Genomic DNA, 14,915 nt, shown 5'->3' on the forward strand with positions numbered 1-14,915 from the left:
AATTTGCAAGCAACCTTTAACGGTGTTAAAAATTTGTTCGCTAGCGAAAACTATAATTATAAACTGAGTACTCTGTACTCGGCATCTCATAACGACATCTTACTTACCCCCTCCTTCACCGGAGGGTTTTTTTTAGCAATGCGGCAGTGAATCTTTCTCGATTTCGCTTAACGTGTGCTCTATTAATGCTCTGGCTATCGTCCCTTCGGGCGCAACAGGAGGCAAAGCACTTGCTAAAAACCATTGCGCATCACTCAATTCACTATAGTCGGGTTTTATCGTGCCAGAGTCATATTCCGCCACAAAGCCCATCATCATACTCGATGGAAATGCCCAAGGCTGGCTACCAAAATAGTGAATATTTTTCACATGAATCCCCGTTTCTTCAAGCACTTCACGTGCCACGCATTGCTCTAACGTCTCCCCGACCTCTAAAAAACCAGCAATAACGGTATACATGCCGTTACGATGCCTTGGGTGCTGGGCCAATAAAATTTTATCCTGATTTCGTACCGCGACAATAATGCAAGGAAAGATACGCGGATAATGTAACGTTCGACACTCAGAACATTGCATCGCCAATTGGTTATGGTTTAGGTAATTTCGCCCACCACATTGTGGGCAAAAACGTAACGTTTGGCTCATGTGACCATATTGAAGCGCTTTGCTGATCGCCAAAAACAGTTCTGGTTTGAGATGCAACAATTCGCGTAATGAAGTCATTTCTCGCTCGCCATCAAGATCGGCATCATTAACCCACATCACTGGATAACCATCACAACTATCTACCACCACCGCTTTTTCTAAAGGCAGGGAATATTCGCCCGCAGATCCTAGCGGTAACTCACCATTTATGGTCCAGATCTCACTTCCGGAAACTACACACCAATAAGCGATTTTTGTATCACTATTTTTCAACATGTTGCGACCTCTCTTCTTGCAGTTACCCCATTTTACTGGCAATCTAAATTCATACCAGAATTTGTAACGTTCCAAATTTAGTTCTATAAATTCTAGTAAGGACAATGAGTTGTATCTACGAAGTGCAACCCTACGCAAAGGAAACGGTCACCAGCTTTGTGACCCGATCATGAGGGCATGGTCATGCTAAAAAAACTAAAACGCACACAAGAGCAATGGGGCGGTTACAGTGACGTTATTGATCACTGGTTAAACACGCGACAAACCTTAATTGTAGAGTATTGCAAATTAGCCGCGCTGCAACCTTGCACCGCCAAAACGAATGTTAACGGGCTTCCCTCGCCAGAAGAGCTGCAACGTTTTTGCCAGCAACTGGTCGATTATATTTCCGAAGGTCACTTCAAAATCTACGATATGGTGATGGATAGGTGGCGTGCAACCGGCTTTGAAGCCACCGATGAAATTAATCAGACTTATGGAAAAATTATTGTTACTACGGAGCCGTTACTCAATTTTACAGATAAATACGCGGCAGTGAGTGATGAGGATGATCTCGAAAACTTTGACAACGACCTTTCGCTAATTGGTGAAATTATTGAGGTGCGTTTTGGAGTGGAAGATAGTTTGATTCAACTTATCGCGGACAGCTTGGCTATCCCTCCTGGTGCTTAATATTGAATATTTTGCTGTAATCATTCGCGTAGATTAATTAAGCGCAACAAAAAAGGCACCCGAAGGTGCCTTTTTTAATCAGCGCTGAGATTACTCTTCAGAAGAGAAACCTGCGTTTAGCAGTGCCGCTAGGTTATCTGTCGCTTGTTCAGCAGACGGGCCTTTTAGCTGTGCCGCACGTTTAGCTTGACGCTCTTGGTGGTAAGCGAAACCTGTACCCGCTGGGATCAGACGACCAACGATTACGTTTTCTTTCAGACCGCGAAGATCATCACGTTTACCAGAAACAGCCGCTTCTGTTAGTACGCGAGTTGTCTCTTGGAACGATGCCGCAGAGATGAACGATTCAGTCGCTAGAGATGCTTTAGTAATACCTAGTAGCTCACGCTCGAAACGAGCAGGCTGTTTGCCTTCGGCTTCTAGGTTACGGTTTGCAACTTTCACTTGTGAGTATTCAACTTGCTCACCCGCTAGGAACTCAGAGTCGCCAGCATGAGTAATCGTACACTTACGTAGCATTTGACGAACGATAGTTTCAATGTGCTTATCGTTAATCTTAACGCCTTGCAGACGGTAAACTTCTTGAACTTCGTTAGCGATGTAAGACGTTACAGCATGGATACCACGTAAACGTAGGATATCGTGCGGAGTCTCAGGACCATCAGCAATAACGTCACCACGTTCGATCTTTTCACCTTCAAACACGTTAAGTTGACGATGCTTAGGAATCATTTCTTCATAAGTTTCGTCACCATCACGAGTGATGATTAGACGACGTTTACCTTTGGTTTCTTTACCAAAGCTCACAGTACCTGTGTGCTCAGCAAGAATCGCAGGCTCTTTTGGTCGACGAGCTTCAAACAAGTCAGCTACGCGAGGTAGACCACCCGTGATGTCTCGGTTACCGCCAGATTTTTGTGGAATACGCGCTAATGTGTCACCAATACCAACTTCAGCACCATCTTCGATGTTAACGATCGCTTTACCCGGTAAGAAGTATTGAGCTGGCATATCAGTACCAGGGATCATGACATCTTTACCTTTCGCATCAACAAGTTTGATAGCTGGACGCATATCTTTACCTGCTGCTGGACGAGCGGCAGCTTCGGTTACTTCGCTTGAAGATAGACCCGTTAGGTCATCTGTTTGGCGAGAAACCGTTACACCATCAATCATATCAACGAATTGGATGCGACCAGCCACTTCAGTGATGATTGGCATGGTGTGCGCTTCCCAGTTAGCCACTGTTTGACCAGCTTCAACCGCGTCGTTATCACCTTTACTCAACACAGAGCCGTAAGGCAGTTTGTGTTTTTCTTTCGTGCGACCAAATTCGTCAATGATAGTCAGCTCTGATGCACGAGATGTGATAACCAGCTTCTTATCTTTGTTGATAACGAACTTAGCGTTGTGAAGTTTCACAGAACCTTTGTTCTTCGCTTGGATGCTGTTCTCTGCCGCAGCAGTAGAAGCCGCACCACCGATGTGGAACGTACGCATCGTTAACTGTGTACCCGGCTCACCGATAGATTGAGCAGCAATAACACCGACTGCCTCACCTTGGTTCACTAGGTGACCACGAGCAAGGTCACGACCGTAACATAGCGCACAACAGCCGAAGTCCGCATCACAGGTTACCACTGAACGTACTTTCATATTATCGACAGAGTTCTCATCGATAATCTGACACCACTTCTCATCAATCAGAGTATTACGTGGAATAAGTACTTCTTCAGTGCCTGGCTTCATCACATCCTCAGCCACAACACGACCAAGAGCCAGTTCAGTTAAAGAAACTTTAACATCACCACCCTCGATATGAGGCATCATGTCGACACCTTCTTGAGTGCCACAGTCATGCTCTGTTACCACAACGTCTTGTGCAACGTCTACTAAACGACGAGTCAGGTAACCTGAGTTCGCTGTTTTAAGTGCTGTATCGGCTAGACCCTTACGTGCACCGTGGGTAGAAATAAAGTACTGTAGTACGTTCAGGCCTTCTTTAAAGTTTGCTGTGATAGGCGTTTCGATGATTGAACCATCTGGACGCGCCATCAGACCACGCATACCTGCAAGCTGACGAATCTGAGCAGCAGAACCACGAGCACCCGAGTCAGCCATCATATAGATGCTGTTAAACGATTCTTGTTGTTCTTCTACACCATCACGGTTGATCACGGTTTCAGAAGATAGGTTATCCATCATCGCTTTCGCAACACGGTCGTTGGTAGACGCCCAGATATCGATAACTTTGTTGTAACGCTCACCCGCCGTAACAAGACCTGATTGGAACTGTTCTTGGATTTCGCGTACTTCTTCTTCAGCTTCAGCAATTTCAGTGTATTTCGCTGCTGGTACAACCATGTCGTCGATACCAACTGACACGCCTGACAGTGCTGCATAAGCAAAACCGGTGTACATGATTTGGTCAGCAAATACGACCGTATCTTTCAAACCAAGCTTACGATACGCTTCGTTTAATAGATTTGAGATCTGTTTCTTACCAAGCTTCTGGTTCACGATGCTGTATGGCAGGCCTTTAGGCACGATTTGCCATAGCATGGCACGACCGACAGTCGTATCGACCATCTTAGTCTCAGTTGTGCTGTAACCATCTTCATCAACAACGGTTTCAGTGATACGTACTTTAACGCGTGCGTGTAGCGCCGCTGTCTTAGTACGGTATGCCTTCTCAGCCTCTTTAGGGCCAGCCAGGTACATACCTTCACCTTGTGCGTTGATTTTTTCGCGAGTCATGTAGTACAGACCCAAGACCACGTCCTGTGAAGGTACGATGATCGGATCACCGGATGCTGGCGACAGAATGTTGTTCGTCGACATCATCAGTGTACGAGCTTCAAGCTGTGCTTCTAAAGTTAGAGGCACGTGAACCGCCATTTGGTCACCATCGAAGTCCGCGTTATACGCCGCACACACAAGTGGGTGCAGTTGAATCGCTTTACCTTCAATCAGTACAGGTTCGAACGCTTGAATACCAAGACGGTGCAGTGTTGGTGCACGGTTTAGTAGTACTGGGTGTTCACGAATCACTTCGTCTAGGATATCCCAAACAACCGCTTCTTCACGCTCAACCATTTTCTTAGCTGCTTTGATCGTCGTGGCCATGCCGCGAGTTTCTAACTTGCTGTAGATAAATGGTTTAAATAGCTCAAGTGCCATCTTCTTAGGAAGACCACACTGGTGCAGACGTAAATATGGACCTACTGTGATTACAGAACGGCCTGAGTAGTCTACACGTTTACCAAGTAGGTTCTGACGGAAACGACCTTGTTTACCCTTGATCATATCAGCAAGAGATTTCAGAGGACGCTTGTTAGAACCTGTGATCGCACGACCGCGACGACCGTTATCAAGTAGCGCATCAACAGACTCTTGCAGCATACGCTTTTCGTTGCGTACGATGATGTCCGGAGCTGCTAGCTCTAGAAGGCGCTTCAAACGGTTGTTACGGTTGATCACACGGCGGTACAAATCGTTCAGATCAGATGTCGCAAAACGACCGCCATCTAGTGGTACTAGAGGACGTAGATCTGGCGGAAGTACCGGAAGCACAGTCAGGATCATCCACTCAGGGTTATTACCTGAGCTGATAAACGCTTCAACAAGCTTCAGACGCTTAGTCAGTTTTTTGCGTTTAGTTTCAGAGTTAGTGGTTTGTAACTCCTCACGCATCATCTCTGTTTCAGCGACAAGATCCATTGAACCCAATAGGTCTTTGATCGCTTCTGCGCCCATCTTCGCCGTGAACTCATCGCCCCACTCTTCTAGACGGTCAAGATACTCTTCTTCAGTAAGCATCTGACTCTTTTCTAGATCCGTCATACCCGGCTCTGTTACTACATACATTTCGAAGTAAAGAACACGTTCGATATCACGTAGAGGGATATCCATTAGCAGACCGATACGAGACGGTAGCGATTTTAGGAACCAGATGTGAGCAACCGGTGATGCAAGCTCGATGTGGCCCATACGGTCACGACGAACTTTAGTTTGTGTAACTTCAACGCCACATTTTTCACAGATCACGCCACGGTGTTTCAGACGCTTATATTTACCACAAAGACATTCGTAGTCTTTGACTGGACCAAAAATACGCGCACAGAACAGACCATCACGTTCAGGCTTGAACGTACGATAGTTGATCGTTTCAGGTTTTTTAACTTCACCAAAAGACCATGAACGAATCATGTCAGGTGAAGATAGACCGATTTTGATTGCATCAAATTCTTCGGTCTTATGCTGTGCTTTTAGAAAGTTTAATAAGTCTTTCACAATCAGCTCCTGTAAGGAGTTAAAAGGCGCTCGGCGAGCGCCTTTCTACCAGGATAATCCAGAGGGTTTACCGCCAAGATTACTCTTCGTCTTCTAGCTCGATGTTGATACCTAGCGAGCGGATCTCTTTCAGCAATACGTTGAAAGACTCTGGCATGCCAGGTTCCATGCTATGGTTACCATCAACGATGTTCTTATACATCTTCGTACGACCGTTAACGTCATCTGACTTAACAGTAAGCATTTCTTGTAGTGTATATGCAGCACCGTATGCTTCTAGTGCCCACACTTCCATCTCACCGAAACGCTGACCACCGAACTGAGCTTTACCACCAAGTGGTTGCTGAGTTACTAGGCTGTACGAACCTGTTGAACGAGCGTGCATCTTGTCATCAACAAGGTGGTTCAGTTTGAGCATGTACATGTAACCGACAGTTACAGGACGCTCGAATGCATCACCAGTACGACCATCAAACAGTGTTAGCTGACCAGAAGTTGGTAGGTCGGCTAGGCTTAATAGTTCTTTGATTGATGCTTCTGACGCACCATCAAATACTGGAGTTGCAATCGGTAAACCACCACGAAGGTTGTTCACAAGAGTACGAACATCACCATCAGACAGAGCAGCAATATCTACTTTCTGACGCGTATCGCCAAGATCATAAACCTTCTGTAAGAACTCACGCTGCTTAGACAGCTCTTGTTGTTCTTTAACCATTTGGTTGATCTTGTCACCAATACCTTTTGCAGCCAGACCTAAGTGAACTTCAAGGATCTGACCGATGTTCATACGTGACGGTACACCTAGTGGGTTTAATACGATATCAACCGGCTGACCGTTTTCATCGTAAGGCATGTCTTCAACAGGGTTGATCTTAGAGATTACACCCTTGTTACCGTGACGACCTGCCATCTTATCACCAGGCTGGATACGACGTTTCACCGCTAGGTAAACTTTAACAATCTTCAGAACGCCAGGCGCTAGATCATCACCTTGAGTGATTTTGCGACGTTTCGCTTCGAACTTCTTATCGAAGTCAGCTTTTAGCTCATCCCACTGCTCAGCAAGCTGTTCAAGTTGAGATTGTAGCTCGTCGTTTTCTAGTGTTTGTTCTAGCCATTTCTTACGATCGATCGCATCAAGCTTCGCTTCAGAATAGCCACCATTGATCAGTACAGCTTTCACACGCGCTAGTAGACCACCTTCAAGAATTTGGAACTCTTCGGTAAGATCTTTCTTCGCTTCTTTTAGCTGCATGTGTTCAATTTCAAGCGCACGCTTGTCTTTCTCTACGCCATCGCGAGTGAAAACTTGAACATCGATAATGGTACCTGAAACAGAGTTTGGTACACGCAGTGACGTATCTTTAACATCAGAGGCTTTTTCACCGAAGATTGCACGCAGTAGCTTCTCTTCTGGAGTTAGCTGAGTTTCGCCTTTCGGCGTTACTTTACCAACTAGGATGTCACCACCCTTAACTTCAGCACCAATGTAAACGATACCTGACTCGTCTAGTTTAGACAGAGCCGATTCACCTACGTTTGGAATATCCGCTGTGATCTCTTCAGAGCCCAGCTTAGTATCACGAGCCACACAAGAAAGTTCTTGGATGTGGATAGTCGTGAAACGGTCTTCTTGAACGACGCGCTCAGATACTAAGATCGAGTCTTCGAAGTTATAACCATTCCAAGGCATGAATGCGATACGCATGTTTTGGCCAAGCGCTAGCTCACCAAGGTCTGTTGAAGGACCATCAGCAAGGACATCACCGCGAGCTACAGGTTCACCTGGCATCACAGTAGGACGTTGGTTAATACATGTGTTTTGGTTCGAACGTGTGTATTTAGTTAGGTTGTAGATGTCGATACCCGCTTCACCAGATACAAGTTCATCTTCATTAACTTTAACTACGATACGAGACGCATCAACTGACTGCACCATACCGCCACGTTTGGCAACGGCAGTTACACCAGAGTCAACCGCTACATTACGTTCGATACCAGTACCAACCAACGGCTTCTCAGCGCGTAACGTTGGAACCGCTTGACGTTGCATGTTCGCACCCATCAATGCACGGTTCGCATCATCGTGTTCTAGGAACGGGATAAGCGAAGCTGCGATTGATACTACCTGGTTGGTCGCAACGTCCATGTAGTCAACATGTTCACGAGGGTGAAGACCAGATTCACCTTTTTGACGAGCTGTGATCAGCTCATCTGCAAACGTACCTTCTTCAGTCAGAATGGCGTTTGCCTGCGCGATAACAAATTGACCTTCTTGGATAGCTGACAAGTAATCAACTTCATCAGTCACCACACCATCAACAACACGACGGTACGGAGTTTCTAGGAAACCGTATTCGTTACAACGTGCAAATGCTGACAATGAGTTAATCAGACCGATGTTCGGACCTTCTGGCGTTTCGATCGGACATAGACGACCGTAGTGAGTTACGTGTACGTCACGTACCTCAAAGCCAGCACGCTCACGAGTTAGACCGCCAGGACCCAATGCAGAAATACGACGTTTGTGCGTCACTTCTGAAAGTGGGTTGTTCTGGTCCATAAACTGAGAAAGCTGTGAAGAACCGAAGAATTCTTTAACGGCCGCAGAGATAGGCTTCGCATTGATCAAATCTTGAGGCATGATCGCATCAAGATCGCCAAGACTTAAGCGCTCTTTCACTGCACGTTCAACACGCACAAGACCTACGCGGAATTGGTTTTCAGCCATTTCACCAACAGAGCGAATACGACGGTTGCCAAGGTGGTCGATATCGTCCACTTCGCCAATGCCGTTACGAATGGCGATCAACTTCTTCATCACTTCGATGATGTCAGTTTCGTCAAGCGTACCAAGCTCGCCGGCATCTTCACGCTCAATTGAGCTGTTGAACTTCATACGGCCTACTGTTGATAGGTCATAGCGTTCTTCTGAGAAGAATAGGCTTTCAAACAGCGATTCGGCTGCTTCTTTTGTTGGTGGCTCGCCAGGGCGCATCATGCGGTAGATTTCTACTAGCGCAGAAATACGATCAACCGTACTGTCGATGCGGAGCGTCTCAGACACAAATGGACCATGATCAAGATCGTTCGTAAATAGAACTTCAAGTTTCTTATAGCCCGCTTGTGAAAGATTCGCTAATGCTTCCAAGCTAATTTCTTGGTTTGCGCTAACGATGACTTCACCAGTTGCTTCATTGACATAATCTTTAGAAGCGACTTTACCTACGATGTACTCAACGGGTACTTCGATAAAATCAACGTTATCTTTTTCTAGTTGACGAATATGACGAGCCGTTACACGACGACCTTTTTCGACATAAACGGTACCATTTGCTTCAATATCAAATGACGCTGTTTCGCCACGCAGGCGCTCAGGTACCAACTCCATAAGAAGAGTTTGGTCTTTGACTTCAAACTTCACTTTTTCGAAGAACAGATCCAAGATCTCTTCTGTCGATTTACCAAGTGCACGAAGAATGATCGATGCAGGCAGTTTACGACGACGGTCAATACGCACGTATAGGTTATCTTTTGGATCAAACTCAAAATCTAACCATGAACCACGGTAAGGGATAATACGTGCGTTATAAAGAACTTTACCTGATGAGTGAGTTTTACCCTTATCGCTGTCGAAGAATACGCCTGGGCTTCGGTGCAGCTGGGATACGATAACCCTCTCAGTACCATTAATTACGAAGGTACCATTGTCTGTCATGAGTGGAATTTCACCCATGTAGACTTCTTGTTCTTTAATATCTTTTACAGTACCTGCTGGCGCGTCTTTATCAAAGATCACTAGGCGTAGTTTTACGCGTAGTGGCTTAGAATAAGTTACACCACGAATTTGACATTCTTTAACGTCAAAAACTGGCTCACCAAGACGATAGCTAACGTATTGCAGCTCAGAATTGCCGTTATAGCTCTGAATAGGAAATACAGAACGAAAAGCAGCCTCAAGACCGTATTGTCCTTCAGGATCCTGTTCGATAAACTTGTCGAACGAATCGAGCTGGATCGATAGCAGGTATGGAATGTCCAACACTTGTGGACGAGTACCAAAGTCCTTACGGATGCGCTTTTTCTCGGTATAAGAGTAAACCATGGGGTTCCTCAGCTCGCTGATAAGTGACCCAAACTGCCCACCAATTATTCAAAAATAAAGGGTCATAGGACAGTGACTAACAGCTGTTTACTGTAGTAACACAACATCACTCAAAAATGATAGTTTGTGTGCTTTTGCACGAGTATAAGCGTCTAAACAGCGGGAAAATTCACCCATACCCTACAGCGCAAAAAGGCCGGTGGTCAATAAACCACCAGCCATTAGCCTTGCGGCTAAGAAATTAAGTAATAATTACTTAACTTCAACAGTCGCACCAGCTTCTTCTAGCTCTTTCTTAAGTGCGTCAGCTTCTGCTTGAGAAACTGCTTCTTTAATTGCAGCTGGAGCGCCGTCAACTAGAGCTTTAGCTTCTTTAAGACCTAGGCCAGTTGCGCCACGTACTGCTTTGATTACAGATACTTTGTTTGCGCCAGCAGCAGTTAGGATTACGTCGAATTCAGTTTGCTCTTCAACAGCTGCTGCTGCTGGGCCGCCTGCAACTACTGCAGCTGCAGCAGAAACACCGAACTTCTCTTCCATAGCAGAGATAAGTTCAACAACTTGCATTACAGACATTTCTGCAACTGCATCTAGGATTTGCTCGTTAGTAATAGACATAACAATTCTCTTTTAAGTCAACAATAAGTTTATTTAGCAAACAATAAAAAGCAATGCGAATTACGCAGCTTCTTTTTGATCGCGGACAGCAGCGATAGTACGTACCAGCTTGCCAGCAGAAGCTTCTTTCATGCACATCATTAGGCGTGCGATTGCTTCGTCGTAAGTTGGTAGTGTCGCTAGTAGTTCAGCGTCAGTTAATGCGCCTTCAAATGCAGCTGCTTTGATTTCAAAGTGCTTGTTCTCTCTAGCGAAGTCTTTAAAAAGACGCGCTGCAGCACCTGGATGCTCGTTAGAGAATGCGATCAAAGTAGGACCTACGAATACGTCTTGTAGACATTCGTAAGCTGTGCCTTCCACTGCGCGACGTGCTAGAGTATTACGAACAACTCTCATGTAAACACCCGCTTCACGAGCTTGTTTACGTAGAGAAGTCATCGCGCCTACTTGAACGCCACGAGAGTCAGCAACAACTGCAGAAAGTGCACCACTGGCCGCTTCGTTGACTTCAGCAACAATTGCTTGTTTGTCTTGAAGGTTTAAAGCCATCTTGGATTTACTCCTGGTTGTCGTTACACCACTCACTATTATCACAACAGTGAGAGTTATTTCGGTGCAGTCCCAGAAGAAAGTTTATCTATTCAAAAAATAAATTATGCTTTCTGTCAGTTCGGGCACCATCTACGTAGGTACGATTAAGTCATTTATCAAACAGACAAATAACGCCTACGGTCTTGGACGGAGACTGGGTCATAGTTCTAAGAACTAAAATCAGCCCCAACCACAAATATTAGGCGCAGAATTATACACAAATTCCACACCTAATCAAATGTATTATTACGCTTGAGCGTTTAGCGTGTTCTGATCAACAGCAACACCAGCACCCATCGTAGTAGAAATGCTTACTTTCTTCAGGTAAGTACCCTTAGCAGAAGAAGGTTTCGCTTTCTTAAGTGCAACTAGAAGAGCTTCTAAGTTCTCTTGAAGTTGGTTAGTTTCGAAAGAAACTTTACCGATAGTTGTGTGGATGATGCCGTTTTTGTCGTTACGGTAACGAACCTGACCTGCTTTAGCGTTCTTAACCGCTTCAGCAACGTTAGGAGTTACAGTACCAACTTTAGGGTTTGGCATTAGACCGCGAGGACCAAGAATGGTACCTAGTTGACCTACAACGCGCATTGCATCTGGAGAAGCAACAACAACGTCAAAGTTCATTTCGCCTTTCTTCACTAGCTCAGCTAGATCTTCCATACCCACTAAATCTGCACCAGCAGCTTTAGCCGCTTCAGCGTTTGCACCTTGAGTGAACACTGCAACACGTACTTCACGACCAGTACCGTGTGGCAGAACAGTTGCACCACGTACGTTTTGGTCAGATTTACGAGCATCAATGCCAAGGTTCACAGCAACGTCTACAGACTCAACGAATTTAGCCGTTGCAAGTTCTTTAAGAAGAGCTACAGCTTCGTTGATTTCGTATTCTTTAGTTGCGTCAACTTTCTCACGGATAGTGCGCATACGCTTAGTTAGTTTTGCCATGATATTAACCCTCTACCACTAAGCCCATTGAACGAGCAGTACCCGCAATAGAACGTTTCATCGCTTCAATGTCAGCACCAGTCATATCAGCCGCTTTCGCTTCTGCAATTTCTTGGATTTGAGCATCAGTAACCGTGCCCACTTTTTCAGTGTTTGGACGGCCTGAACCAGACTTGATGCCTGCAGCTTTCTTCAGAAGAACAGCAGCTGGAGCAGTCTTAGTTACGAACGTGAAAGAACGGTCGCTGTATACAGTGATAACAACTGGAGTAGGTAAGCCTTTCTCCATTGATTCTGTTCTTGCGTTGAACGCTTTACAGAATTCCATGATGTTAACGCCACGTTGACCTAGTGCAGGACCAACTGGTGGACTTGGGTTCGCCATACCAGATGCAACTTGCAACTTGATATAAGCTTCAACTTTCTTAGCCATGATATTTCCTAAATGTGGGTACAAACGCCAATCAGCTGATCAGCTCCCCGGTTACTTTGTCATAAAGACGTGTAAATAAGGCGCGAAATTATAATCACATTTCACGCCCTTAACAACCCTAAAAGGTGTTTTTTTAATCAAGCTTATCGACTTGGCCAAACTCAAGTTCAACAGGAGTTGCACGACCAAAGATAGATACTGACACTTTAATGCGGCTCTTCTCGTAATCCACTTCTTCAACGGTGCCGTTGAAATCAGCAAATGGACCTTCATTAACACGAACCACTTCACCTGCTTCAAACATCGTCTTAGGACGCGGAGCTTCGCTCGCTTTCTCTAGACGATTAAGAATCGCATCGGCTTCTTTGTCAGTGATAGGTGCAGGACGATCGGAGGTTCCACCAATGAAACCCATTACACGAGGAACACTACGAACTAAGTGCCAGGACTCATCATTCATGAGCATCTGTACCAATACATAGCCTGGGAAGAACTTGCGCTCACTTTTACGGCGTTGACCTGCACGCATTTCAACAACTTCTTCGGTTGGAACAAGAACTTCACCGAAGAATTCTTCCATTGCGTGCATCTTGATATGCTCACGCAGCGATTGCGCTACGCGGCCTTCAAATCCAGAGAAGGCTTGAACTACATACCAGCGTTTTTTAGGAGCTTCACTCATGTATTAAACCCTCTATACCCCAGTCACGAAAGCGACAAGACGAACCATAATGCCGTCGATGCCCCAAAGTGCTAGAGCCATTACGATACTTACAGCTAAAACGATTAATGTTGTTTGCATGGTTTCTTGACGTGTCGGCCATACCACTTTGCGAACTTCCATACGAGATTCACGCGCAAACGCAATCGCCGCTTTTCCTTTTGTGGTTGTCGCAGCAATACCGAGTGCTGCAATAATCAACGCAACCACACCTGCAGCACGAAGCACTACAGACATTTCACCATACAGGTAATTACCCACAACAGCGGCAGCTAACAGAGCAAAAGTGACAATCCACTTAAATGTGTCTGCTGCACTTGAGCTATCAGGAATTTCAGCATTGTTTGCTTTCATAAACCAACCTGTTACAAGTCTTAACATAGACGACAACAACCCCGCTGTTGCAGGGCAAATCCATAGCACAGGTAAAGCTACCTATACATACTCATCAAGATAGAAATGTCTCTATCTTAAATCCTTTGCACTGGCTTTATCGACCAACAAATCGACAACGACCAAATTTAGTGCAGAAAAAGGGCATCAAATGATGCCCTTTTTGGTAGTCGTTAGTCAAATACTATTCGTATTTAAACGGCTAAATCAGCAATTAAGCGATAACTTTAGCAACAACACCAGCACCTACTGTACGACCGCCTTCACGGATCGCGAAACGTAGACCTTCATCCATCGCGATTGGAGCGATTAGCTCTACAACCATTTGGATGTTGTCACCTGGCATTACCATCTCTACGCCTTCTGGTAGAGAGATATCGCCTGTTACGTCCGTTGTACGGAAGTAGAACTGTGGACGGTAGCCTTTGAAGAACGGAGTATGACGGCCGCCTTCATCTTTAGACAATACATACACTTCTGACTCGAACTTAGTGTGTGGAGTGATTGAACCTGGTTTCGCTAGTACTTGACCACGTTCTACTTCATCACGCTTAGTACCACGTAGAAGTGCACCAACGTTCTCACCTGCACGACCTTCGTCAAGCAGCTTACGGAACATCTCAACACCTGTACAAGTCGTTGTGATTGTGTCTTTGATACCAATGATCGCAACTTCGTCACCTACACGTAGGATACCGCGCTCGATACGGCCAGTTACTACTGTACCACGACCTTGGATTGAGAATACGTCTTCGATTGGTAGTAGGAATGCTTGGTCTACTGCACGCTCAGGCTCTGGAATGTAAGTGTCTAGCGCTTCAGCAAGTTCAATGATTTTCGCTTCCCACTGCTCTTCGCCGTTTAGTGCGCCTAGTGCAGAACCTTGGATAACTGGTAGGTCATCACCTGGGAAATCGTACTCAGATAGAAGCTCACGAACTTCCATTTCTACTAGCTCTAGAAGCTCTTCATCATCAACCATATCACATTTATTCATGAATACGATGATGTAAGGAATACCAACTTGGCGACCAAGTAGGATGTGCTCACGAGTTTGTGGCATTGGGCCATCTGTTGCAGCAACAACTAGGATACCGCCGTCCATTTGCGCAGCACCTGTGATCATGTTTTTAACATAGTCAGCGTGTCCTGGGCAGTCTACGTGTGCGTAGTGGCGTGCTGGTGTATCGTACTCTACGTGAGAAGTATTGATTGTA

General features: G+C 45.5%; 11 protein-coding genes. 1 reads left to right on the forward strand and 10 read right to left on the reverse strand.

What is annotated here, in order from left to right; all coding sequences use genetic code 11:
* Positions 1–132: 132 nt before the first annotated feature.
* A complete protein-coding gene (nudC, locus tag AACQ17_RS16075; RefSeq protein ID WP_170889804.1) occupies positions 133–918 on the reverse strand; it encodes an NAD(+) diphosphatase in 786 nt (261 codons plus the stop codon).
* A 180-nt stretch (positions 919–1,098) separates the two neighbouring features.
* Between nudC and AACQ17_RS16080 the strand changes: the two genes are divergently transcribed.
* Positions 1,099–1,593, forward strand: a complete 495-nt coding sequence (locus AACQ17_RS16080; protein WP_013857948.1) for an Rsd/AlgQ family anti-sigma factor — start codon at positions 1,099–1,101, stop codon at positions 1,591–1,593.
* Positions 1,594–1,683: 90 nt separating this feature from the next.
* On the opposite strand, the gene rpoC is transcribed toward AACQ17_RS16080, so the two are convergent.
* The 9 genes from rpoC to tuf all read right to left on the reverse strand — a co-directional run.
* Positions 1,684–5,886, reverse strand: coding sequence for a DNA-directed RNA polymerase subunit beta' (rpoC, locus tag AACQ17_RS16085; RefSeq protein ID WP_094147693.1), 4,203 nt, complete (start codon positions 5,884–5,886; stop codon positions 1,684–1,686).
* 79 nt (positions 5,887–5,965) lie between these two features.
* A complete protein-coding gene (gene rpoB, locus AACQ17_RS16090; protein WP_010318961.1) occupies positions 5,966–9,994 on the reverse strand; it encodes a DNA-directed RNA polymerase subunit beta in 4,029 nt (1,342 codons plus the stop codon).
* Between the two features lie 252 nt (positions 9,995–10,246).
* Positions 10,247–10,612, reverse strand: a complete 366-nt coding sequence (gene rplL / locus AACQ17_RS16095; protein ID WP_010318962.1) for a 50S ribosomal protein L7/L12 — start codon at positions 10,610–10,612, stop codon at positions 10,247–10,249.
* 60 nt (positions 10,613–10,672) lie between these two features.
* The gene (rplJ, locus tag AACQ17_RS16100) at positions 10,673–11,161 is read right to left on the reverse strand and encodes a 50S ribosomal protein L10 (protein ID WP_026027617.1); all 489 of its coding nucleotides are present in this window, start codon (positions 11,159–11,161) and stop codon (positions 10,673–10,675) included.
* A gap of 288 nt (positions 11,162–11,449) precedes the next feature.
* On the reverse strand, positions 11,450–12,151 hold the full coding sequence (rplA, locus tag AACQ17_RS16105) for a 50S ribosomal protein L1 (RefSeq protein WP_013857952.1): 702 nt from the start codon (positions 12,149–12,151) through the stop codon (positions 11,450–11,452).
* 4 nt (positions 12,152–12,155) lie between these two features.
* Positions 12,156–12,584: a 50S ribosomal protein L11 gene (gene rplK / locus AACQ17_RS16110; RefSeq protein ID WP_010318965.1), complete on the reverse strand. Its 429-nt coding sequence runs from the start codon at positions 12,582–12,584 to the stop codon at positions 12,156–12,158.
* A gap of 133 nt (positions 12,585–12,717) precedes the next feature.
* On the reverse strand, positions 12,718–13,266 hold the full coding sequence (gene nusG, locus AACQ17_RS16115; RefSeq protein ID WP_013857954.1) for a transcription termination/antitermination protein NusG: 549 nt from the start codon (positions 13,264–13,266) through the stop codon (positions 12,718–12,720).
* Positions 13,267–13,278: 12 nt separating this feature from the next.
* Positions 13,279–13,659: a preprotein translocase subunit SecE gene (gene secE / locus AACQ17_RS16120; RefSeq protein ID WP_026029174.1), complete on the reverse strand. Its 381-nt coding sequence runs from the start codon at positions 13,657–13,659 to the stop codon at positions 13,279–13,281.
* Between the two features lie 253 nt (positions 13,660–13,912).
* The coding region (gene tuf, locus AACQ17_RS16125) for an elongation factor Tu (protein ID WP_094167673.1) at positions 13,913–14,915 on the reverse strand (1,003 nt) is incomplete at its 5' end.

It is taken from the genome of Vibrio sp. V10_P2A27P122 (genome assembly GCF_963874335.1).
GTDB classification, from domain to species: domain Bacteria; phylum Pseudomonadota; class Gammaproteobacteria; order Enterobacterales; family Vibrionaceae; genus Vibrio; species Vibrio anguillarum.

What these genes read in the sequence shown, in the direction of transcription:
- rplA (WP_013857952.1), bottom strand. Translation starts at nt 12,151, where the DNA reads ATGGCAAAACTAACTAAGCGTATGCGCACTATCCGTGAGAAAGTTGAC.
- rpoB (WP_010318961.1), bottom strand. Translation starts at nt 9,994, where the DNA reads ATGGTTTACTCTTATACCGAGAAAAAGCGCATCCGTAAGGACTTTGGT.
- nusG (WP_013857954.1), bottom strand. Translation starts at nt 13,266, where the DNA reads ATGAGTGAAGCTCCTAAAAAACGCTGGTATGTAGTTCAAGCCTTCTCT.
- rplL (WP_010318962.1), bottom strand. Translation starts at nt 10,612, where the DNA reads ATGTCTATTACTAACGAGCAAATCCTAGATGCAGTTGCAGAAATGTCT.
- rplJ (WP_026027617.1), bottom strand. Translation starts at nt 11,161, where the DNA reads ATGGCTTTAAACCTTCAAGACAAACAAGCAATTGTTGCTGAAGTCAAC.
- AACQ17_RS16080 (WP_013857948.1), top strand. Translation starts at nt 1,099, where the DNA reads ATGGTCATGCTAAAAAAACTAAAACGCACACAAGAGCAATGGGGCGGT.
- rplK (WP_010318965.1), bottom strand. Translation starts at nt 12,584, where the DNA reads ATGGCTAAGAAAGTTGAAGCTTATATCAAGTTGCAAGTTGCATCTGGT.
- secE (WP_026029174.1), bottom strand. Translation starts at nt 13,659, where the DNA reads ATGAAAGCAAACAATGCTGAAATTCCTGATAGCTCAAGTGCAGCAGAC.